The following is a 22,368-nucleotide window of genomic DNA, read 5'->3' as shown; positions in this document are numbered from 1 at the left end:
CTAGAATTACCAGGGATGCGTAGATGGCGCTGGCACCTGACTGCTCTGGCCGGTCTGCTCGTGGTCGCTGTCGTGGTGTTCTTCGTGTTCGGCGGGGATCAGCAGCAGACGCCGACGCCGCAGGCCAGGCCGCCGGAGAACGTGCCGAGGGTGCTTGTCGCCCTGGGTGACAGCACCGTCTCCGGCGAGGGCGCCGGGGACTACGAGCCGGGCACCAACGGGGAGAACGGCGACTGGTGCCACCGGTCCCGGGACGCGTCGATCCACCACACCGACGTGCCCGACGTCGACGCGACCATCAGCCTGGCGTGTTCGGGCGCGAACAGCGCGCAGATCGGGCTCGGCGACGTCAAGCAGTACACCGAGCCGTCGCAGGCGGGGCGGCTCGGCGTGGTCGCCCGGCAGAACCGGGTGGTGGCCGTGCAGGTGGCGGTGGGGGCGAACGACGACCCGTCGTTCGCGCACTCCCTGGACGACTGCGTCACGGCGTGGTTCGACCGGGGGAAGGACTCCTGCAGCAGGACCTTGGGCGCCCAGTGGCAGGGCCGGGTGGACGCGATGGTGCCGAAGGTCACGAAAGTGTTGGCGGACATCAGGAAGGTGATGACGGCCGCCGGTTACGAGAACTCCGACTACCGGCTGGTGTTGCAGTCGTACGCCTCGCCGATCGCCCCGGACATCGCCGGCGGGCTGCAGAACCTGTCCGGTTGTCCGTTTAGGACTGAGGATCTGCGGTGGGTCAGGGAGACCGCCGTGCCGACCCTCACCGCCGGCCTCAGGAAGGCCGCGGAGCAGGCCGGGGCGAACTTCCTGGACCTGTCCCAGGCCGGTGCGGGGCACGAGGCGTGTTCGTCGACCGATCCCGGCAAGGAGTGGTTCCGCCGGCTCGCGGTGCAGTGGAGCGACCTCAGGGCACAGGAACGGGCCGATCACGCGTTACAGGAGTCGTTCCATCCCAACGGCGCCGGGTACGCGCAGATCGGCCGCTGCTTCGGGCTGTTCGTGCGGATCCCGGGGCTGCGGGCGGCCTCGTGTGTCGCCGGGCCGGACGGGAACCTCACGCCCGTCTTGCCTTCAGGTGGTTGAACAGCAGGTTCAGCAGCACGGCCGACAGGCAGCCCGCGCTGATCCCGGACTCCATGATCGTCCGGAACCAGGTGGGGAAGTGCTCGTAGATGTTCGGCACCGCGGTCGGCACCAGGCCGACACCGAGGGACACCGCCACGACCATCAGGTTCCCGTTGTCCGCGAACGCCACCTTGGCGAGCATCCGGATGCCGATCGCCGCGACAGTCCCGAACATCACGATCCCCGCACCGCCGAGCACCGGCGCCGGGATCCGGGCGACCACCTCGCCGAGCACCGGGAACAGGCCGAGCAGCACCAGGATCCCGCCGCCCAGCGCGACCACGAACCGGCTGTACACCTTGGTCAGTCCGACCAGGCCGGCGTTCTGCCCGAACGCAGTGTACGGGAACGTGTTGAACACCCCACCGAGCACAGTGGACAGTCCGTCCGCGCGCAGGCCGTCGGCCAGCCGGTGGCCGTCCACCGGGCGGCCGACCATCTCCCCCACCGCCAGGATGTCCCCGGTGGTCTCGGTCATCGTCACCAGCATGACTACCACCATCGCCACGATCGCGGCGACGTCGAACGTGGGCAGCCCGAAGTGGAACGGCGTGCTCACACCGAACACGGCCGCGTCACTCAGCCCGGAGAAGTCGGTGAACCCCAACGGGATCGCGACCACCGTGCCAAGCACAATGGCCACCAGCACCGAGATCCGGCTCAACGCGGGCGGCGCGAACCGTTGCACCACAAGCACAAGCAGCAGCACCCCCAACGCGAGTGCGAGGTTCTTCGGCGCCCCGAACGAGGGTGCGCCGACCCCGCCGGCGGCCCAGTTCACCGCGACCGGGATCAACGCGAGCCCGATGATCGTGATCACGGTCCCGGTGACCAGTGGCGGGAAGAACCGCAGCAGCCGTCCCCACAGCGGCGCCAGCAGCACCATCAACGCGCCGGACACGATCACCGCGCCGTAGATCGCGGTCAGCCCGCCGCCTTTGGTGCCGATGAACACCATGGGTGTCACGGCCGCGAACGTACAGCCCTGCATCAGCGGCAGCCGGGCGCCGAACCGCCAGAACCCCAGGCACTGGATCAGCGTGGCCACCCCGGACACCAGCAGGTCCGCGTTGATCAGGTAGCCGATGTCCGCCCTGGACATCCCCATCGCGCCGCCCACGATGAGCGGCACGGCCACCGCGCCCGCGTACATCGCCAACACGTGCTGCAGGCCCAACGCGGCCATCTGCCCGGCCGGCAGCATCTGGTCGACCTGGTGAACGTCGTTCCTGACCTTGGCCACCGGCCCTCCTCTACAACGCTGGCGGCCGCCCCTCGTACGGGGTGGACAGGACGACCGTGGTGCGAGTGGACACTTTGGCCGCTTCCCGGACCTGCCGCAAGAGGTCTTCCAGGCCGGCCGGGGACGCGACCCGGACCAACAGGATGTACGACTCGTCACCGGCCACCGAGTAGCAGGCCTCGATCGCCGAGATGTGCGACAGCCGCTGCGGGTAGTCGTCGGGCGCGGCCGGGTCGATCGGGGTCAGCGACACGAACGCGGTCAGCGGCAGGCCGATCGACTCGGTGTCCAGGCGGGTCGTGTAACCACGGATCACGCCGCGCTGTTCCAGCCGGCGGACACGCTGGTGCACGGCCGAAACGCTGAGCCCGACGCGTTCGGCGAGGTCGGTGTAGCTGCGCCGGCCGTCCTCCGCGAGCTCGCGGACGATGGCCTGGTCGAGCGGTTCGAGGGTGTGCGGTGCGGTCACTCGCCGAGCACCACCAGTTCGTGTGGCTGGTTGTTCATGGACTCGACGCCGTCGGCGGTCACCACGACGATGTCCTCGATCCGCGCGCCCCACCGGCCGGGCTGGTAGATCCCGGGCTCGACGCTGAACGCCATCCCCGCTTCAAGGGGAATGGCGTTGCCGTCCACTATGTACGGGTCCTCGTGCACGTCCAGGCCGATGCCGTGGCCGGTGCGGTGGATGAAGTAGTCGCCGAACCCGGCGGCCGCGATCACCTGCCGCGCGGCCTGGTCGACCTCCTCGGCAGTGATGCCGGGCCGGACCGCGTTCACCGCCGCCGCCTGCGCCTCCTGCAGAACCGCGTACGTGTTGGCCACGTCCGCGTCCCGTGGGGTCCCGACGGCGTACACCCGGGTGGAGTCGGAGTTGTAGCCGGCGGCGACCGGGCCGCCGATGTCGATCACCACCACGTCGCCCTGCTCGATCACCCGGTCGGACGCGCTGTGGTGCGGGCTGGCGCCGTTCGACCCGGACCCGACGATCACGAACTCGGCGCGCGTGTGGCCCTCTTCGACGATCGCGGCGGCGATGTCGGCGGCGACCTCGTTCTCGGTCCGTCCGGCGCGCAGGAACTCCGCCATCCGGGCGTGCACCCGGTCGATCGCCGCGCCCGCCTCGCGCAGCGCCTCGATCTCGCTGGCGTCCTTGCGCATCCGCAGCTGCCCGATGACCGGGCCGGCCAGGTGTTGCTCGACGTCCACGAGCGCGTCGCGCAGCCCGAACACGTGCAGCGCCGGGGTGAAGTCGCTGACGCCGACCCGCTTCGGGTTCGACAGCAGGCCCGCGACGAGCTTGGCCGGGTTCTCGCCGTCCACCCAGGTCGCGGCCTGCACACCGAGGTCGTCGACGAGCACGTCGCGGTACCCGGGGAACTCCAGCTTGGGCACGACCAGCGTGGCGGTGCCGTCGGCGGCGAGCACCAGACAGGTGAGCCGTTCGAACGAGCCACCGACCGCACCGGTCAGGTAACGCAGGTCGGAGCCGGGTGTGATCAACAGGGCGTCGAGGCCGGCCGCACCGGCGGCTTCGGCCGCCCGGTCGAGGCGGGAACGGAGAATCTCGGGCGCGGGCAACCAGGCGGCAGACGACATGGCCATCAGCCTAAACTGGGACCGGTGCCGGCGCGGGGACCGGGAGGCGCTCATCCATCTGGCGCCACACCCGGAACGCCACCGGGCACAGGGTCGTGACCGCGTACACCCCGGCGAACGCCAGCAGGGTGGCCGGCAGCCCGATCCGGTCGAGCAGCACACCGGCGACGAGCGCGCCCACGGGCATCATCGCGAGCACCCCGGCCTCGCTCGCGCCGATCACCCGGGCGCGCAGGTGCGCGGGCACCCGGTCGTACTCGACGGTCAGCAGCAGCGGGTTGAGGCTGCCGGCGGCGAGCCCGAACAGGAAGAAACCGATCAGCAGCACCGGCACCGCCGGCCCCATCCACAGCAACGCGAACCGCGGCGCGCCGGCGAGCACCGCGCATCCGGCGAACGTGGTCCATCGGCACCACTGTGATCCGAACCAGCCGTACAGCACGCTGCCCGCCGCGGCGCCGAGCCCGAAGACGCCCATCAGCTCGCCGAGCACGACGCTGCTGTGCAGCTCCGCGGCGAACGCCGGCTGCAGGACCGTGGACAGGCCGGCGTCGAGCGCGTTCATCACGGTGACCGTGCAGATCATCGCCAGGATCAGCCGGTCCTTGCGGACGTACCGGAAACCTTCGGCGAGCCGCCCGAAGTAGCCGGACCTGATCGGGGTGGGGTCGTTTCGGACGACTACGAATCCACCGACGAGGACGGCGGCCACGAGGAAGGTCGTGGCGTCGAGTAACAGCACCCCGGGCGCGCCGACGACCGTGATCAACAACCCGGCCAGGGGCGCGCCGAAGGTCCGGCCGGCTCGGATCACCGCGTCCGCGATGCCTGATCCGCGTTCCAGGGACGTCCGGGCGACCCGGACCGCGCCGGGCAGCAGCACCCGCTTCGCCGTGTCCCCAGGCGCTCGCGTCAGTCCGGCCAGCCCGGCGAGCGCCGCCAGCAACGGCAGGGACATGCCGACCGTGGTGAACGCGAACGGTATGGCGCCGACGGCGATGGCGGCGGCGAGGTCGGCGACGACGCTCATCCCCCGCGCGCCGAACCGGTCGATCACCGGGCCGGACAGGAGGGAGGAGGCGAGCAGCCCGACGGTTTCGGTGGCGGTGACCGCGCCGGTCTGTGCGCCGCTGCCGGTCGTCTGGAGCACGAACCACGGGATGGCGAGCAGCGTCATCACCGAACCCGCGTGCGACACACCCAGAGCACAGAACAGCGCCAGCAGCGATCTCATCCGTATCAATCTGTTCGGCGTCCTTCCCAGACAACGGTCCACCACACCACGGCGGGCACCTCGCGGCAAGGAGTTCACCCGAACGCTCCAGGCGTGCTAGACAGTGGGTTACAGAAAACTTGTAAACGTTTTCGATGATCGTCGGAGGTACGCGATGGCGCGCAAATCACCCGGACAGCTGCGCAGCGCACGGTGGTACACCGGCGAAGGTTTGCGTTCGTTCAGCCACCGCACCCGGACCCGGCAGCTGGGCGTCGGCGCCGACGAGCATCTCGGCAAGCCGGTCATCGGGATCGTCAACACGTGGAGCGAGATCAACCCGTGCCACATCCACCTGCGGGAACGCGCCGAGGCGGTGAAACGGGGCGTGTGGCAGGCCGGCGGCTACCCGATCGAGTTACCGGCGGGCGCGTTGTGCGGGGAGACGTTCCAGAAGCCCACCGCGATGCTCTACCGCAACCTGCTCGCCATGGAGGTGGAGGAGCTGCTGCGGTCGTACCCGGTCGACGGAGCCGTGCTGATGGGCGGCTGTGACAAGACCACGCCCGCGTTGCTGATGGGCGCGACAAGCGCGGGCTACCCGGCGATCTTCGTGCCGGCCGGGCCGATGCTGCGCGGCAACTACCACGGCCGGGTGTTGGCCAGCGGCAGCGACATGTGGCGCGCCTGGGACGACAAACGCGCCGGGCTGATGGGCTCCGACGAACTCGCGGGCTTCGAGGAGGGCTTGGCGCGTTCGCCGGGCCACTGCATGACCATGGGTACGGCGTCCACGATGACGTCGGTCGCCGAGGTCCTCGGCATGACACTGCCCGGCGCCGCCTCCATCCCCGCCGTCGACTCCGCGCACAGCCGGATGGCCGCGGCTTCGGGGGCGCGGATCGTGGAGATGGTGTGGGAGGACCTCACACCAAGCGCGTTGCTCTCCCCCGAGGCGTTCGAGGACGCGGTGGTGGCCGTCCTCGCCCTCGGCGGCTCGACGAACGCGGTGATCCACCTGATCGCGATGGCCCGCCGCGCCGGGGTCGCACTGTCCCTTTCGGACTTCGACACCCTGGCCCGCGCAGTGCCGGTGCTGGCCGACATCCAACCCGGCGGCCGGTTCCTGATGGAGGACTTCTACTACGCGGGCGGGCTGCGCGGCCTGCTGTCCCGACTGCGCGACCGCCTGCACCTGGACCGGCGGGTGGCCAGCGGCTGGACCCTCGGCGAAACCCTGACCGGCGCCGAGGTCTACAACGACGACGTCATCCGCCCCCTGGACAACCCACTGTCCACCGAGGGCGGCCTGGCCGTGCTGACCGGAAATCTCGCCCCAGCCGGCGCCGTGATCAAACACATCGCCGCCGACCCACGCCTGCTGAAGCACACCGGCCCCGCAGTGGTCTTCTCGGACTACGCGGACATGCGCCGCCGAATCGACACCGTGCCGGCAACCCCTGACTCAGTGCTGGTGCTGCGCGGCTCAGGCCCCCTCGGCGGCCCCGGCATGCCCGAACACGGCATGCTCCCCATCCCGGAGTCCCTGCTGCGCCAAGGAATCCGCGACATGGTCCGAATCTCCGACGCCCGGATGAGCGGCACCAGCTTCGGCACATGTGTCCTGCACATCGCCCCCGAATCCCACGTCGGCGGCCCCCTCGCAGTGGTCCACGACGGCGACCTGATCACCTTGGACGTCCCCGGCCGCCGCCTGGACCTGGAAATCTCCCCAGAAGACCTGGCCGCCCGCCTGGCCATCTGGACCTACCCACCAGAGCGCTATTCCCGCGGCTACGCGGCCTTGCACGCCGAGCACATTCTCCAGGCTGATGAGGGCTGCGATTTCGATTTCCTGGCTGAGGGGGGCTCTATTCCTGAACCTGACGCTGATTGACTCAGGTATCTAGCGTCGGCGTGAAAAGACGAATAGTGCTGGGCGCGAAACGTTGTTTGGTCACCTTGGAGTGCGGCTTCCAGCCTCGGGTCCCTGTTCCAGCGCTGGTTACCCTTCTGTGGTTCCATTCCAGCCAAAGACAACAGATCCTCACCCAACCAGCGCTGGAGGCGTGGTCTGATACCGGCGACCCTCAGGACTGGTAAACACCAACACACCCTCACTCGGCTGATAAATATCCCACTCGCTCCGCTCGCGGAGCAGATTGTGATACTTACACAACGCGGCGAGATTGTCCGTGCTGCTGAGCCCCTGATCGCAATGCCGAACAGTGTGATCGATCTCCGACCGGTGGGCGGTGGTGGTACAGCCCGGCATGCGACAGTGCTGGTCACGCAACCGGACATGCTCGGCCATCGCCGGTGAGGGGAACCGGCGTGGACTGGCCTCCAACAGATGCCCAGCCGGGTCGGTCAGAATCCGCCGCCAGGTCGCATCACGCGCCAACTCCCGGGCATGCTCAGCCGTGATCGGCCCATACCCCGACAGCACACCCGGCCGCTCATTCAAGCCCATCAACGTGGTAGCCGGGACAGTCACATTCACCTGGACCTTCACCCGCTCCCGCTGCTCACCCAAGATCATGTCCAACAACACGTCCGCCCGACACTGCCCCAACGTCCGATCCGGGGTCTTGGCCTTCCGAGCCAGCTTGTCGATCTGCTGATGGGCAGCCAACGCCTGCTCAGCAGTCAAGACAGCACCCAGATGCCCCACCCCATCCTCGCCCGCCATATACGTGACATCCCGCTCCTCCCGAGCAGCCACCCGACGCCGCTCCGCCGACCCAGGATCCACCTTGATCACGTGATACCGAATGGAGTCCCGGAACCGACTGGGGTTAGTGCGGCCTCCGGAGGCCAACACCCGCCGTTCCACCCGCCCCGCATCCGCCACCGACAACACCTCGGTCAGATCATCCATCGCCAGCGCCCGCTTGAAGTCAATGTCCCCGGCAGCCAACGCATCCACGGTCGCCGGCAGCCGAGTCGCCAGGCGCTGCGCCCGCAGAATCTGTGTGGCGGCGGCTTGCGGGCTGACTCCGATCTCGATGGCCACTTCTTCCCGAGCGCCATCGGCCAACTCGGCGTGGCGTCGAGTCGGTGGCCGCAACACGGCGAACCGAGCCAATGCGCGCACCTTGGCGGCCTCTGCCTCAGCGATAACCCGTTCGGCGGCGGTCAGGACATCCAAGCATTCTGACGCGGACATCTCCTCCACAGGAATGTTCGCTGGCGGAAGCGGTGTACGAAAGAGAGATAGTTCCCCACCCATGCCCCTATGATACCGAAGAATGAAGCCAGCGGCCAATCAAAATTGAACGAGGGAGGGTCTTTGGCTGGAATGGAACCACAGAAGGGTAACCAGCGCCGGAACCGAAACCCGAGGCTGGAAGATGCACTCCAAGGTGACCAAACAACGTTTCGCGCCCAGCACAATCATTCTTTTCGAAAGGTCCGAAAAAGGGTTCACGGAATGCAACCAGTCGAAGATGCGAAGACCCCAAAAGACACCTACAGTCCCAAAGCATGCGACTGAGTATCCGAAACCAGCTCACCGGCACCGTCAGCGCGATCAGCGAAGGCGAGGTGATGGCGACGGTGAAGACCCGCCTCCCCGGCGGTCAGGAAGTCACCGCCGCCATCACCCGCGAAGCCGTCCAAGAGCTCGGCATCGAAGCCGGCACCGAGGTCCAGGTCCTGATCAAGTCCACCGAGGTGTCCCTGGCCACCGAACGCGTCGAAGGCATCAGCATCCGCAACCAACTGCCCGGCACGGTCACCGCCATCACCACCGGCGGGGCCATGGCGAGCGTGAAGGTCGCGGTCGACGGCAACGGCGAACTGACGTCGGCCATCACCGCCGAAGCAGTGCGGGATCTCGGGCTGGCTGTTGGTGCGACGGTTGTCGCCCTGGTCAAGTCGACCGAGATCTCATTGGCGACCGGGTAGGGCCGCCAGCAGGCGGTCGACGGACGTGCCGAGGTCCCAGCGCTTCTTGAGGTCCAGCACCCGGTTCAGGTCCACGGGCGCGTCAGGGACCCGGTCGTCGCGGTCGAGCACCACGGGGGCGTCCACGGCCACGGCGACGACAGTGGGTGCGGCGGCGAGGTAGTCCGCCGAGGCGAGGATGCTGGTTTGGGCGCGTTTCGGGATCCGCTTGTCGCCCGCTGAAGCCGCCGAGATCAACGCCGTCAATGTGCCGAACTCGCGGATCAGTTTGGCGGCGGTCTTCTCGCCGATTCCGGGGACGCCGGGCAGGCCGTCGGAGGGGTCGCCGCGCAGCACGGCCATGTCGGCGTAGCGCGGGCCGGTGTCCGCCAAGGGAAGTTCGTATTTGGCGGCGAGTTCGGCCGGGCCGATCACTTCCACCCTGTTCCACCCACGGCCGACGTACCAGACCGTGGCCGGGGTGGGTTCGTGCCGGACGACCTGGAACATGTCCCGGTCGCCGGAGATGACTTCCACCGGGTCGGTCTTCTCGCGGGCCACCAGGGCGCCGATCACGTCGTCGGCCTCGTAGCCGATCGCCTCCGCGGTGCACAGCCCGACCGCGTCCAGCAGGTCCAGGATGATCGGGACCTGGGGGCTCAGGTTGTCCGGGACGTCCTCCTCGATGCCGTCGCCTTCGGCCGCGACCCGGTGCGCCTTGTAGGTCGGCAGTGCCTGGACCCGGAAATCGGGCCGCCAGTCGGCGTCCAGGCACGCGACGAGCCGGCTGGGGCGGCGGTCGGTGAGGATCCGCGCGACTGTGTCGGTGAAGCCGCGGACGGCGTTCACGGGCGTGCCGTCGGGTGCTGTCATCGAGTCCGGCAGCGCGTAGAACGCCCGGAAGTACAGGCTCGCGGAGTCCAGGAGGGCGAGAGGAGCGGTCACGGACGTGAGCTTAGGCGGGTGGCGGCGCTGTCGTGGCGCGGACGATCAGCTGCGTGTCGAGATCGACCTGGCGGATGTCGGTGGTGCCCGAGTTCAGGCCGTCGAGCAGCAGGTCGACGGCCAGCGTGCCGGCCGGCATCAACGGCATCGCGACGGTGGTCAGCGGCGGCGAGCACAGCGCGGCGAACATGAGGTCGTCGAAGCCGGTGACGCTCACGTCTGTCGGCACCTGCACGCCACGGTCACGCAACCGAGCCAACACGCCGAGCGCCATGATGTCGTTGTACGCGATGATCGCGGTCGGCTCGGCCGCCAACGCCAGGTCGCACGCTTGCAGACCGCCTTCGTAGCGCGGCGGGAACGGCCCGAGCTCCACGAGGTCCACGCCGTGCTGCTGGGTAGCCAGCCGCAGCCCGCGCCGACGTTCCTTGTTCGACCACGACGTTCGCGGGCCGTTGAGGTACACGAGCCTGCGGTGGCCGAGGGCGACCAGGTGCTCGACGATCTGCCTCATGCCCGACGCGCTGTTCATCAACGCCGCCGGCACGCCCCGCAGGCGCCGGTTGAGCATCACGAGCGACGTGATGCCCGCGGCCTCGTACAGCTGGGTGTCGTCGATGCCCGGCGAGCACACGATGACGCCGTCGACCTGCTTCGCCATCGCCCGAAGCAGCTGCTCTTCGGTCGCCCGATCCTCGTCACTGTCAGCAACGAAAACCGAGTAGTCAGCCTGCCGCGCCCGAGCCTGTACGCCCTTGAGAACGCCGGTGAAGAACGGGTTGTTGAGGTCCGGCACGACGATGCCCAGATTGCCGGTCCGACCGGTGATCAGGCCCCTGGCCGCGCGATTGGGCTGGTAGCCGAGCTGCGCGGCGGCCGTCAGCACCCGGTCGCGGGTGGCCGGCCGGACCAGATCCGGTGACGAGAGCGCACGGGAGACCGTGGCCACCGACACCTGCGCCTCACGTGCGACGTCGCGGATGGTAACCGCCACCGGGCACACCTCCACTTGTCGCTTCGGTTGGGATCCTACCGATCGATGTAACGCGGTAGCGGTATCGGGCGGCCAGCGCGGCCGGCCGGACGTGCGACTGATTGACCTTTCCAGCCCGTGGATGGAAACATAACGAAAACGTTTACATCGTTCGGCGGTGAAAGGGAAGAGGCATGGACGGGCTTCGCTCGGTAGTGTTGATCAACGCGACACCGTTCGACTCGCGGGGCGCGCTCGCCGAGGACGACTACGCCCGGGTGCTCGACCACGCGGTGACCGCGGGGATCGGCACGGTCACCCCCAACGGCAACACCAGCGAGTTCTACTCGTTGACCCCCGAGGAGATCGACCGCGCCCTGGCCATCACCGTCGACACGGTCAAAGGTCGCGCGAAGGTCATCGCCGGCGTCGGCCACGAACTCGACCGAGCGGTACGGACGGCACAGGCCGCGCAGGATGCCGGGGCCGACGCGGTTATGGTGCACCAGCCCGTGCACCCGTACCTGTCCGACGAGGGCTGGGTGAACTACCACAAGGCGATCGCAGACGCTGTGCCGTCGTTGAAGGTCGTGTGCTACCTGCGCAGCCCACACATCAGCGGCACGGCCGTGCGGCGGCTCGCGGTCGCGTGCCCCAACGTGGCCGGCGTGAAGTACGCGGTCCCGGACGTGCTCGCGTTCGCGGACATGTTGACGGAGACCGGTTTCGGCGGCGCCGAACGGCTGGTGTGGGTGTGCGGGCTGGCCGAGGCGTGGGCGCCGTTCTTCTGGGTGGCCGGCGCCGAGGGGTTCACGTCCGGGCTCGCCGGCGTCGCGCCCGAGCTGTCGCTGCAGCTGTTCGACGAGCTCGACGCCGGCAATCCCGGCTCGGCCATGCGGGTGTGGCGCCGCCTCAAGCCGTTCGAGGACCTGCGTGCCCGGCACGGCAACGCGTACAACGTCTCGGCCGTGAAGGAAGCCTTGGCGCAGCTGGACCTGTGCCGCCGCGACGTCCGGCCGCCGATCAGCGAGCTGCCGCCGTTCGAGCGCGATGAGGTCGGCAAGATCCTGCGCGACTGGGGAATCGGCGGCTAGCCAGTGTCCTTTGTGGAGTGATCAGCGCTTGACGCCGACCCCGGCGTACAGGTTCGACCTGGACGCGTCGCTCGGCGAGACCGGCCGGTCCGGGCGCCATTCCGGGGTGTACACCAGGCCGGGGTCGACCAGGTCGAAGTCGCCGAACATACGCAGCAGGTCCGCGTGGGTCCGCGGGTAGATCGGGTCGCGGCTGTTCTTGAAGACCTCGATCGCCGCCTGCATCCCCTCGGGCGCGTTGTCGAAGGTGAACGCGGACAACGCGAGATAGCTGCCGGACGCCAGCTTGTTCCGGTATTCCTCGGCCATCCGCCACGGGTCGTCGTCGTCCGGGACGAACTGGACGACACCGACCATCAGCAGGCCCAACGGCTGGGAGAAGTCCAGCAGCCTGCGGACCTCGGGATTGTTGAAGATGGTCACGGGCGCACGCATGTCGGCCATGATCGCGGCGGCGTTCTGGTTGTCCCGCAGCAGCAGCTCGCTGTGTGCCACCGCGACCGCCTCGTTGTCCACGTACACCACGCGGGCCGCCGGGTTGATCTTCTGGGCGACCTCGTGCACGTTGCCGACGGTCGGGATGCCGGAGCCGAGGTCGAGGAACTGGGTGATGCCCTGGCTGATTAGGTACCGCACGACCCGGTCGAGGTACTGCCGGTTCAGCCGGGCCATGTCCCGGGCGGGCAGCACCTTCAGCAGGTTCTCGGCCAGTCCCCGGTCGGCGCTGAAGTTGTGCCCGCCGCCCAGCAGGTAGTCGTAGACCCGGGCCGCGCTCGGCACTTCCTCGTCCACACCGGTCGGTACCCATTCGATCGCCGCTTCGGTCACGCGGTCCTCCCGTCGGTCGACATCCCGGCCAGGCTAGCCAGTCCACCCGGCCAATAGGGGCCACGAACCGGCGATTAACTCGATCGCGCTACCCGGGTGTAGGAACTCCCGCAGCATCAGAAAGGCGTGCCACACCAGGCAATCTGTTCACAGGCGAACAACTTGTCCGCACGCGCCACACTGTCGGCGTCGACGACCCGCACGCGGCCCGCGTCCGCCAGCGCGGACGGCCGCACCGAGCCGAAGTAGATCATGGCCAAACTGTCCACGTCCATCACCAGCGCCGGCTGTCCGGTCACCCGGACCGCCCCGGACGACGCGATTCCGTACGTCCCGCTGTTCTCCGGCAGGAACCGGTCCTCGACCTGGATCACGACCGGATCGGCGTCCCCGTACGACCGCGCGGCCAACGCGTCGGGCACGTCCACCAGGCGAACCCACAGCTCGTCAGCCACGTTGCCCCGGCATTTGCGCGGATCCGCCAGCAGCAGCCCGACCGGATTGTCCGTCGGCAGGCTGTGCGCCTGGATCTCGCCGACCAGGTCGACCCCGAGCAGATACCGCCACATGCCATTGGTCGCCGCCGGATTGGCGGCGTGCATATCCACCACGACCAGCCTGTTGTCGTGGTCGGGGTTGTCCGCGTTGGCCATCGGCTCGTTGGTGTAGACGACGAACCCGTCGTCACCTGCCGGCCCGGTGTGCACGACCACCCACGGGTTCTTCCACCGGCCGAACGTCGGCCACCAGTCGGCGCCGCGGCTCATCATGCCCGGCCGGTGCAGGCCGATCCGCTCGTAGAGGCCCGGCAGGGTTTTGATGGCCTCGTCCGCGTCCAGCAGCCGGACATGGCCCGCCTTCGGCACCTCGGGCCGGAGCGAGCCGCGCCGAACAGTCAGTTCGCTGGCGAACGTGCTGATGCCATAGCCGAACCGACTGTAGATACTGGTCTCGCTCGCGTGCAGGGTCGCGATGCTCTCGCCGTGCTGCCGCGCGTCCGCGAACTGGAGCCGCATCAACTCGGTGAGGATGCCCCTGCGCCTGTGATCCGCACGGACACCCACCCGGGACACGGCCGACATGGGGACGACGTTGCCACCCGGTACGGCGATCGACGACGGGAACGTGTACGTGGTACCGACAACCGACCCATCGGACACCGCGCCGAGATAGCGATCGGGTGCGAAGGTCAGACCCGCCCACTCCTCGTCCGTCGGCGCCGTGTTGAACAACGCACGACGGACCAACGTCTGCGCTTCGCGCAGCTGGTCGGGGGCGAGCACGCGGACGTCGAAGTCGGTCACGCCGTGATCATCGCAGGCTCAACGGCCCGTAACGACCGAATTACCCCCGCGCGCGGCGCACGCGGGGGCACTCGGTCAGGTCACTCGCCGCGGGACTGGCTGACCTCGTACTCAGCCTTGTCCTCGGACTTGACGGTGATGGTCACCTTGCGGTTCTCGCCGTTGACCTTCAACGTGCAGTCGAACTTGTTGCCGACCTTGACTTCCTGGTTGGCCGGGCAGTTCACGTCGGTCGCGGTCTCGCCGTACTTGTCCTTGAGGATCTGCACGACGCCCTGCTGCACGGCGGACTGGTCGAGCACCTTCTTGTTCAGGAAGCCCGGCGTGACGAACGCGGTGACCACGAACGCGGCGGCCGCCAGCACGACCACGACGATGATGATCCAGATCGTCGCGTTGCCCTTCTTCTGCGGCTGCTGGCCGCCATAGGGCTGCTGCTGCTGCTGTTGCTGGCCGTAGCCGCCGTACTGCTCGGTCGGCTGCTGGCCGTAGCCGGGGTACTGCTGCTGTTGTGGTTGGCCGTAAGGCTGCTGCTGCTGCGGGTATCCTCCGCCGGCCGGGTCCTGCGGCTGCTGGCCGTACTGCGGTTGGCCATACTGCGGCTGCTGCTGCGGGTAGCCGCCGTACTGCGGCTGGCCCGGCTGCTGGCCGTAGCCCGGCTGTTGGGCCGGGAAACCGCCGGACGGGGTGCCGTAGGGCGGCTGCGGTTGCTGCTGCTGTCCCCACTGCTGCGGATCGTTCCCGCCGGGTGGCCCGTACGGGCTGCTCATGCTTTGCCTCCGGTGTCCTGGTGCAGCCGTTCCGCGCGATCAAACCACAGCCGCACGTGATTTCCCCACTCGACCCGGCCAGCGTGTCCCAGCCGTGTCGATGCTCGACCCTGCAAGCAGGTCTTCGGTGTCGCGTGACTCACTACAAAGTTCCCATCGCGACCACACCGCGACGAATGTCCGCCACGGCCCGTGCCGCGGTGGCGCCGACCTCGTCGCCGGCGCCCACCACGTCCTTGATCTGGTCAAGCAGGTCGATGACCTGGCGGCACCACCGGACGAAGTCGCCGGCGGACAGCTCCTGGCCGGCCGACTCGGCCGCGGTGAGCACCCGTTCGAGTGATTCGCCACGGGCCCAGCGGAACACCGGCCACGCGAACCCGGCGTCCGGCTGCCGGGTCCGGTCCAGCTTGTGCCGGCGTTCGTCCTCGTCCAGCCCGGCCCACAGGCGCGCGGTCGCGGTCAGCGCGTCCGACACCGCGCCCGGGGGCACCCGCGCCTCCATCGGCCCGTCCCGCCGTGCCTCGTACACCAGTGCCGACACGACCGCCGCCAGCTCGGCCGGGCCGAGGCCCTGCCAGATCTCGTTGCGCAGGCACTCCGCGGCGAGCAGGTCGGACTCGCCGTACAGTCGCGCGAGCCGCCGGCCGTGCTGGGTGACCTGCTCGTTTCCGTTGCGCGCCAAGTAGTCCCGCTCGGTCAGCAGCGCCCGGATCCGGTCGAAGCTGCGGGCCAACGAGTGGGTGGTCGCCGCGACTTTCTGTGCCAGCTGCTCGGTTTCCGACTTCAGCCGGTGGTACCGCTCACCCCACCGCGCGTGCGCTTCCCTGTCCTGGCAACCATGACAGGGGTGGGCACGCAACGCCCGGCGCAGCGCCGCGAGGTCGGCGTCGTCGTCCGGCCCGGACCGGCGCCTGTCCCGGGTGGGCACGCTGATCCCGGCGTTGCGCAGGGTGGCCGCCAGGTCGCGGCGGGACCGCGGCGACCTGGTGTCGACCTGCTTGGGCAGCCGGACCCGGCCGAGCGCCTCGACCGGCTGGGAGAAGTCCGCGACCGACAGCCGGCCGGCCCAGCGGTCCTCGGTGATCACCAGCGGCCGGGGCTCGCCCATCGGGTCGATGCCCGGGTCGATCACGATCGCCAGCCCGGACCGGCGGCCGGTCGGCACCGCGATCACGTCACCCTTGCGCAGCCGTTGAAGCGACGCGGCCGCCTCGGCCCGCCGAGCCGAGGAGTTCTGCCTGGCCAGCGCCTTCTCCCGGTCGGAGAGCTTGCGCCGCAGCTCGGCGTACTCGGCGAAGTCGCCGAGATGGCACGTCATCGACTCGGCGTAGCCCGCCAGGGCCTCCTTGTTGCGTTCGATCCGGCGGGACACGCCGACCACCGACCGGTCCGCCTGGAACTGCGCGAACGACTGCTCCAGCAGGCCGCGGGCGGCCTCGGCGCCGAGCCGGGCGACCAGGTTGACGGTCATGTTGTAGCTGGCGCGGAACGACGAGCGCAGCGGGTACGTCCGGGTGGACGCCAGCCCGCCGACCACCTTCGGGTCCACGCCGGGCTGCCACACCACGACCGCGTGGCCCTCCACGTCGATCCCGCGCCGGCCGGCGCGCCCGGTGAGCTGCGTGTACTCCCCCGCGGTCAGGTCGACGTGTGCCTCGCCGTTGTACTTCACCAGGCGTTCCAGCACGACCGTCCGGGCCGGCATGTTGATGCCCAGCGCCAGCGTCTCGGTCGCGAACACGACCTTGACCAGGCCGCGTACGAACAGCTCCTCCACGGTCTCCTTGAACATCGGCAGCAGCCCGGCGTGGTGGCTGGCGAACCCGCGCTCCAGCGCGTCCCGCCACTCCCAGTAGCCGAGCACACCCAGGTCGCCCTCGGGCAGGTCGCGGGTCCGGGCGTTGACCACCCGCCGGATCTCGGTGACCTCGGCCTCGGTGTTCAACCGGACGCCGGACCGGGCGCACTGCACGACGGCCGCGTCGCAGCCGGCCCGGCTGAACACGAACACGATCGCGGGCAGCAGACCGGCCGCGTCCAGCCGTTGGATGGTGTCGATCCGGGACGGCGGGCGGAACCGCGTCCCGCCGCTGCGGCCCGGGATCCGGTTCCGGCCGTTGCCCCGCCCACGCGGCCCCTGCCAGGCGTGCATCCGGCCGACTTCCTCGATCCGGCGGAGCAGGTGCGGGTTGATCCGGGCCTCGCCGGCGGTGTCGTCGCCCGTGGCGTACTCACCGACGAACAGGTCCATCATCCGCGGCCCGACCAGCATGTGCTGCCACAACGGCACGGGCCGGTGCTCGTCCACCACCACCGTGGTGTCGCCGCGGACCTCGACCAGCCACTCGCCGAACTCCTCGGCGTTGCTCACCGTCGCGGACAGGCTGACCAGGCGGACGTGGTCGGGCAGGTGCAGGATGACCTCCTCCCACACCGCGCCCCGGAACCGGTCGGCCAGGTAGTGCACCTCGTCCATGACCACGTAGGCCAGGCCCTTCAGGGCGCTGGACCCGGCGTAGAGCATGTTGCGGAGCACCTCGGTGGTCATCACCACGATCGGCGCGTCCCCGTTCACCGAGGTGTCGCCGGTCAGCAGGCCGACCTTGCCGGCGCCGTACCGGGCCGTCAGGTCCGCGTGCTTCTGGTTGGACAACGCCTTGATCGGCGTGGTGTAGAAACACTTGCGGCCCTCGGCGAGGGCCAGGTGTACGGCGAACTCGCCGACGACGGTCTTGCCTGCGCCGGTCGGCGCGCAGACGAGCACCGCGTGCCCGCCTTCGAGCGCCTCGCACGCCTGTTGTTGGAACGGGTCGAGCTCGAACGAGAGCCCGGAAATGAACTCGGCCAGCTCAGGGCTTTCCGCACGGCGCAGAGCCGCCTGGTAAGCCTCAGCCGGCGTACGCGAAGGGCGTGCGGCCACGTGTCAACACTAACCTGCCCCGACGACTGACAACGCACCTGGAACACATCGCACGTCAAGGGGCAACTGCCGGATGCGCTCCCCATCGGCGTAACCGATCCAGCCGCCGTCCACGGCGAGGCTCACCTCACGCGCACGCAGCGTGGTCACCGCAGCGTGGTCGACGTGCGCGCCGGTCCGCACGCTCGGCAGGATCCGGAGCAGGTCCAGCCGGGCCGCGTCGCCGACGATGGTCACGTCGAACAGGCCGTCGGTGTGGTCGGCCCCCGGACAGACCGGGATTCCGCCGCCGTAGAACGGGGTGTTCCCGACGGCCACCGAGTTCGCCCGCAGCTCGACCGTCTCACCCTCGGTCCGGACCACCAGCCTGGCCGGTTTCAACAGGGCGAGTTGGGCGACGATCGCCAGGTCGTAGCGGCGCCGGCCGCGGGGCCACCGCATCCGGTTGACCCGCTCGTTGACCGCGGAGTCGAAGCCCGCGCACAGCACGGTCGCGAACCAGGCGCCGTCTTCGACCCGCCCCAAGTCCATCCGCCGGGTCACGCCCTCGCCCAGCGCGTCGGCGACGACCGCCGCGGCCTCGACGGGGTCGCCCGGCAGGCCTAACGCGCGAGCCAGGTCGTTGCCAGTGCCCGCGGGGATGATCGCCAACGCGGTGTTCGTCTGCGCGCACGCCTGCACGGCCGCGTGCGCGGCACCGTCTCCGCCGACGACCACCACGGCGTCCACGTCCGCGTCGACGAGCGCGCGCAACGTCGCGTCCGTGTCCTCAGGCGAGGTCGGCACGTGATGGTCGAGATGGTCGACCGACTCACGCAGCCGCGCGGCCACCGCGCCCGCCACGCGCGCGGCGGTGCCCAGCCCGGAGGACGGGACCACGACCAGAGCTGTCTTCATCAAGTGACGTCGTCGTAGCTGGTCGGCTTCGCACTGGGCTGTTCGGCCTCCGGCGTGCCCAGCGGCGAGACCTCGTCGTCGTCGAGGTGCGAGTAGTCCTCGCCCGACGCGGCCACCCTCGCGGCCTTACGTCTGTCGTGGACTCTGGACACCTGCACGGCTACCTCGAACAGCACGCACATGGTCACCGACAGGACGATCATCGACACCGGGTCCGTGCCGGGGGTGGCGAACGCGCCGAACACGAACAGGGCGAAGAAGATGCCCCGGCGCCAGCGTTTGAGCTTGTCGTACGTCAGCACGCCGACCTGGTTGAGCATGATGATCACCAGCGGCAGCTCGAAGCTCACCCCGAAGATCGCCAGCATCACCAGCAGGAATGAGAAGTAGTCATCGGCTTTGAAGAACGTGGTGAAGTAGCCGTCGCCGAAGCTGACCAGCACCTTCAGGGCCTGGGGCACGACGAAGTACGCCAGGGCCGCGCCCGCGAGGAACAGACCCGTCGCGAAGAGCACGAATCGGCGGGCGAACTTGCGTTCCTTCACGTACAGGCCAGGCGCGATGAACGCCCAGATCTGGTAGAGCCAGAGCGGGCTGGTGATGACCGCGCCGACACCGAGACCCATCTTCATGCGGACCATGAAGGCCTCGAACGGGGTGGTCGCCAACAGCGTGCACTTGCCGCCGGGCGTGCCGCCCCGGGCCTCCTCGGGCAGCCCGCAGTACGGCCGCAACATGAGGTCGGCGAGCGTGGGACCGCCGCCGATATGCCAGCCCCACCAGATGTAGCCGAACACGCCGCCGAGGACGAGGAACAAGACCGCAAGGGCAAGCCGATGCCTGAGCTCGTACAGGTGCTCTCTCAGGCTCATGGTGCCGTCGGGATTGCCCCGGCGGCTATGGGACCGCCGTGACTCCCGGCGGTCCGGGTCGCGGGCCACCGTGGAAACCGTCTTCCTCTAGGTCAGCTGGCGTTCTTCTGCGCCTGCGACGGTTCGGTCGAGTTGTGCTGCGACTTGAGTTGGGCCTGCAGCTCGTCGATCTGCTTCTGCATCTTGTCGATGTCCGACGGCTGCTGGGCCTCGGGCAACTGGGCGGGCGGCGCCGGCGCGGCCTTGGCGACCGGGGCGTCTTGCTCCCCGTCCTGCCCGTCCTGACGCAGGCCCTTGGTCTCGGCCTTGATGATCCGCATCGATCGCCCGAGCGAACGGGCCATGTCCGGCATCTTCTTCGCTCCGAAGAGCAGAATGACCACCACAGCGATGATGATCAGCTCGGTGGCTCCGAGGTTAGGCACAGGACTTCCTCCTCCGCTGCCGTACTAAGCAGCATGTTACCTGTGAATCATGCTTTGGTGACTTCGCCGATCGTCTTGTTCTGCAGCCGGTCACGGACGGCTATCCGGAGCGCCGCGGTCCGGGCCCGAAGCATCCCTTTCGCGTCGTTCACCTCGCCGGTCACCTCCGTCCGCGTGACAGCGAGCCGACGCGCGGACCGAGCCACCTTCAGCAGCGTCAGGGCCGCGATCACCAGGCCGACCACCATCAGGGCCGCGACCAGTACGAACGACATGATCAAAGCGTAGTGTCCTCAGGTTGACGGTAGGTTGCGGGCCAGCTGGAGCGCCGCCAACGCCCGGTTCCGCAGTTGGTCCGCCAGCTCGTCCGGGGACTCCACGGTCACCTCGCCGCCCAGGCCGAGCAGCAGCCGGACCATCCAGGACCGGTCGGCGTACCGCATCCGCACCCGGACCCGGCCGCCGTCCAGCTCCTCGGCGCTCTCCACCGGGTAGTACTCGGCCACCCAACGCGCGTCCGGCTCCAGGACGAGCGTGGCGAACCGCTGCTCCGGCCGCGGCTGGAACAGGCCCTCGGACACGTCCGTCGGCACAGCGTACGGCGGCGGTAGGGCGCGCTCGGCCAGCTCGGTGATCTCGTCGATCCGGTCGAGCCGGAACAGCCGCACCGCGTCCGCCCGGCGGCACCACGCCTCCAGGTAGCCACGCCCTTCGACGAGCAGCAGCCGCATCGGGTCGACCGTGCGCTCGGTCATCTCGTCCTTGGAGGCGGTGTAGTACGTGATCCGGAGCGCCCGTTGGGTCCGCAGCGCGCGCTGGATGATCTCGCGGACCTCGGCATCGGACTCGCGGACGCCGAGCCCGACCACCACCCCGGCCGGCTGCGCCTGCCCGGCCGCCGCCTCGATCTTGGCGACCGCGCGGCGCACCGCCTCACCGTCGGCCAGCCCCGGCGTCTCCCCCAACGCCCTGAGCGCGACCAGCAGTGCGGTGGCCTCGGCGCCGGTCAGCCTCAGCGGGCGGCGCATGCCGGCGTCGAAGGCGACGGTGATGGTGTCACCCTCGAAGGACAGGTCGATCAGGTCACCCGGGCCGTACCCCGGCAGGCCGCACATCCACAGCAGTTCGAGGTCCTTGCGCAGCTGCTTCTCGTTGACGCCGAAGTCCGCCGCGGCCTCGTCGATCCTGATCCCGGGCCGGGCGAGCAGATACGGCACCAACGCCAGCAGTCGCGGCAAACGCTCCGGCGTGCTCATGACTCGGACACCGCGAGGAGGCGTTCGAACACCGACTTGCGCAGCACATCCGGTTCCAGGACAAGGACATCCGGCCCGAACCCGGCCAGCCAGCTGGCCGCCGACTCGGGGTAGTGCAGCTCCAGTTCCAGCTCGTCCCCGGCGACGCCGGCGACCGATCTGGTGCCGATGTGCTTGGCGCGCCGCCGAACCCCGGCCGCCTTGCCCCGCGCCACCCACACCTTGGCGTACGACGTGCCCATGGGTTCGCTGCCGGTCCTGGCGACGAACTCCAGCAGGTCCACCTTGTCCGGCCGGGACACGCTGCCCGGCGGCCCGACCGGCTCGACCTCGCCGACGATCCGGGACAGCCGGAAACACCTGGGGGCGGCGCGGTCCCGGTCGTGCCCGACCACGTACCACCGGCCCCGCGACCAGATGACACCCCACGGCTCGATGGTCCGCCGGCGCAACTCGGTGGGACTCGGCCGGCGGTAGTCGAACGTGACAGCCTGCCCGCCCTGGACAGCCGCGAGCAACGGCGCGAACGCCGGCTCGGTCGTGCGCACCTTGGGCTCTATCAACGCGGGCGACGACTGGTCCACATCCACCCCGGCGGCCCGAAGCTTCAGCAGCGCCCCGTGCGCCGCGCCGGTCAGTTCCGGCGAATCCCAGAGCCGCACCGCGAGCGCGACCGCGGCGGCCTCGTCCGGCTCAAGGTCGATGTCCCCCAGCTCGTAGTCGCGGCGGGCGATCCGGTACCCGTCGGGCAGCCCGGAACTGATGTCCCGCCCCACTTCCAGCGGCACCCCGAGCTCGCGAAGCTCGGTCTTGTCGCGCTCGAACATCCGGAAGAACGCGTCCTCGCTGGGCGCGTCAGCGTATCCAGGCACGATCTCCCTGATCCGGTCAGCGGACAGATACTGCCTGGTGGACAACAGACAGAGCACCAGGTTGACCAAGCGCTCCGCACGGGCAACGGACACCCCGAAACCCTAACCCCAATCACACCCCCGACACGCCGACAACCC

General features: G+C 69.3%; 21 protein-coding genes. 4 read left to right on the top strand and 17 right to left on the bottom strand.

The annotated features are described in order from the left end of the window. The first annotated feature begins 15 nt into the window (after window positions 1-15). A complete protein-coding gene (locus EV192_RS38300) occupies window positions 16-1,086 on the top strand; it encodes a GDSL-type esterase/lipase family protein (protein WP_132123537.1) in 1,071 nt (356 codons plus the stop codon). Here the strand turns inward: EV192_RS38300 and EV192_RS38295 are convergent. Genes EV192_RS38295 through EV192_RS38280 form a run of 4 tightly spaced genes read right to left on the bottom strand, consistent with a single transcriptional unit; the run spans window position 1,058 to window position 5,204 of the window. After that, window positions 1,058-2,371, bottom strand: coding sequence for a nucleobase:cation symporter-2 family protein (locus EV192_RS38295; RefSeq protein WP_243727340.1), 1,314 nt, complete (start codon window positions 2,369-2,371; stop codon window positions 1,058-1,060). The genes EV192_RS38300 and EV192_RS38295 overlap by 29 nt on opposite strands. A 10-nt stretch (window positions 2,372-2,381) precedes the next feature. Next, window positions 2,382-2,840 (bottom strand): Lrp/AsnC family transcriptional regulator, encoded by a 459-nt coding sequence (locus EV192_RS38290; RefSeq protein WP_132123536.1) that lies wholly within the window; start codon window positions 2,838-2,840, stop codon window positions 2,382-2,384. Beyond that, on the bottom strand, window positions 2,837-3,970 hold the full coding sequence (locus tag EV192_RS38285) for a M24 family metallopeptidase (RefSeq protein WP_132123535.1): 1,134 nt from the start codon (window positions 3,968-3,970) through the stop codon (window positions 2,837-2,839). The genes EV192_RS38290 and EV192_RS38285 overlap by 4 nt, the downstream gene beginning before the upstream one ends. A 10-nt stretch (window positions 3,971-3,980) precedes the next feature. Beyond that, window positions 3,981-5,204, bottom strand: coding sequence for an MFS transporter (locus tag EV192_RS38280; RefSeq protein WP_132123534.1), 1,224 nt, complete (start codon window positions 5,202-5,204; stop codon window positions 3,981-3,983). A 154-nt stretch (window positions 5,205-5,358) separates the two neighbouring features. On the opposite strand from EV192_RS38280, the gene araD reads away from it, so the two are divergent. Beyond that, window positions 5,359-7,080, top strand: coding sequence for an L-arabinonate dehydratase (gene araD / locus EV192_RS38275; protein ID WP_132123533.1), 1,722 nt, complete (start codon window positions 5,359-5,361; stop codon window positions 7,078-7,080). Window positions 7,081-7,230: 150 nt separating this feature from the next. Here araD and EV192_RS38270 read toward each other — a convergent pair whose 3' ends face one another. After that, a complete protein-coding gene (locus EV192_RS38270) occupies window positions 7,231-8,451 on the bottom strand; it encodes an HNH endonuclease signature motif containing protein (protein ID WP_207926535.1) in 1,221 nt (406 codons plus the stop codon). A 218-nt stretch (window positions 8,452-8,669) separates the two neighbouring features. Between EV192_RS38270 and EV192_RS38265 the strand changes: the two genes are divergently transcribed. Then, the gene (locus tag EV192_RS38265) at window positions 8,670-9,092 is read left to right on the top strand and encodes a TOBE domain-containing protein (RefSeq protein WP_132123531.1); all 423 of its coding nucleotides are present in this window, start codon (window positions 8,670-8,672) and stop codon (window positions 9,090-9,092) included. Here EV192_RS38265 and EV192_RS38260 read toward each other — a convergent pair. Together EV192_RS38260 and EV192_RS38255 are read right to left on the bottom strand one after the other, a co-directional pair. Beyond that, window positions 9,075-10,016 (bottom strand): 5'-3' exonuclease, encoded by a 942-nt coding sequence (locus EV192_RS38260; RefSeq protein ID WP_132123530.1) that lies wholly within the window; start codon window positions 10,014-10,016, stop codon window positions 9,075-9,077. The genes EV192_RS38265 and EV192_RS38260 overlap by 18 nt on opposite strands. Before the next feature lie 10 nt (window positions 10,017-10,026). Beyond that, window positions 10,027-11,010, bottom strand: a complete 984-nt coding sequence (locus tag EV192_RS38255) for a LacI family DNA-binding transcriptional regulator (protein ID WP_132123529.1) — start codon at window positions 11,008-11,010, stop codon at window positions 10,027-10,029. A gap of 173 nt (window positions 11,011-11,183) precedes the next feature. Here EV192_RS38255 and EV192_RS38250 point away from each other — a divergent pair, with 173 nt between their 5' ends. After that, window positions 11,184-12,083, top strand: a complete 900-nt coding sequence (locus tag EV192_RS38250) for a dihydrodipicolinate synthase family protein (protein ID WP_132123528.1) — start codon at window positions 11,184-11,186, stop codon at window positions 12,081-12,083. A 21-nt stretch (window positions 12,084-12,104) separates the two neighbouring features. On the opposite strand, the gene EV192_RS38245 is transcribed toward EV192_RS38250, so the two are convergent. From EV192_RS38245 to EV192_RS38200, 10 genes are all read right to left on the bottom strand, one after another. Further along, a complete protein-coding gene (locus EV192_RS38245; protein WP_132123527.1) occupies window positions 12,105-12,911 on the bottom strand; it encodes an SAM-dependent methyltransferase in 807 nt (268 codons plus the stop codon). A gap of 116 nt (window positions 12,912-13,027) precedes the next feature. Further along, entirely contained in the window at window positions 13,028-14,215 is a 1,188-nt protein-coding gene (locus EV192_RS38240; RefSeq protein WP_132123526.1) for a GNAT family N-acetyltransferase, read from the bottom strand. Window positions 14,216-14,295: 80 nt separating this feature from the next. Then, window positions 14,296-14,985, bottom strand: a complete 690-nt coding sequence (locus EV192_RS38235) for a DUF4333 domain-containing protein (protein ID WP_132123525.1) — start codon at window positions 14,983-14,985, stop codon at window positions 14,296-14,298. A gap of 142 nt (window positions 14,986-15,127) precedes the next feature. Next, window positions 15,128-17,908 carry a DEAD/DEAH box helicase gene (locus EV192_RS38230; RefSeq protein ID WP_132123524.1) on the bottom strand — a complete coding sequence of 927 codons (2,781 nt, stop codon included), beginning with the start codon at window positions 17,906-17,908 and terminating at the stop codon, window positions 15,128-15,130. 9 nt (window positions 17,909-17,917) lie between these two features. Beyond that, entirely contained in the window at window positions 17,918-18,805 is an 888-nt protein-coding gene (locus EV192_RS38225) for a diacylglycerol/lipid kinase family protein (RefSeq protein WP_132123523.1), read from the bottom strand. Then, entirely contained in the window at window positions 18,805-19,677 is an 873-nt protein-coding gene (gene tatC, locus EV192_RS38220; RefSeq protein WP_132123522.1) for a twin-arginine translocase subunit TatC, read from the bottom strand. Before tatC ends, EV192_RS38225 begins: the two co-directional genes overlap by 1 nt. A gap of 92 nt (window positions 19,678-19,769) precedes the next feature. Continuing rightward, a complete protein-coding gene (gene tatA / locus EV192_RS38215; RefSeq protein WP_132123521.1) occupies window positions 19,770-20,102 on the bottom strand; it encodes a Sec-independent protein translocase subunit TatA in 333 nt (110 codons plus the stop codon). Window positions 20,103-20,149: 47 nt separating this feature from the next. Then, window positions 20,150-20,377, bottom strand: a complete 228-nt coding sequence (locus tag EV192_RS38210) for a bacteriophage holin (protein WP_132123520.1) — start codon at window positions 20,375-20,377, stop codon at window positions 20,150-20,152. 18 nt (window positions 20,378-20,395) lie between these two features. Beyond that, complete coding sequence (locus EV192_RS38205) at window positions 20,396-21,358, bottom strand: helix-turn-helix transcriptional regulator (protein ID WP_132123519.1); 963 nt, start codon at window positions 21,356-21,358, stop codon at window positions 20,396-20,398. Then, window positions 21,355-22,323: a helix-turn-helix transcriptional regulator gene (locus EV192_RS38200; protein ID WP_132123518.1), complete on the bottom strand. Its 969-nt coding sequence runs from the start codon at window positions 22,321-22,323 to the stop codon at window positions 21,355-21,357. Before EV192_RS38200 ends, EV192_RS38205 begins: the two co-directional genes overlap by 4 nt. Window positions 22,324-22,368: the final 45 nt, after the last annotated feature.

The sequence above is a fragment of the Actinocrispum wychmicini genome, from assembly GCF_004345645.1.
Taxonomy (GTDB): Bacteria; Actinomycetota; Actinomycetes; order Mycobacteriales; family Pseudonocardiaceae; genus Kibdelosporangium; species Kibdelosporangium wychmicini.
The sequence above is the reverse complement of the archived record's forward strand: the minus strand, read 5'-3'. Positions and strand labels throughout refer to the sequence as shown.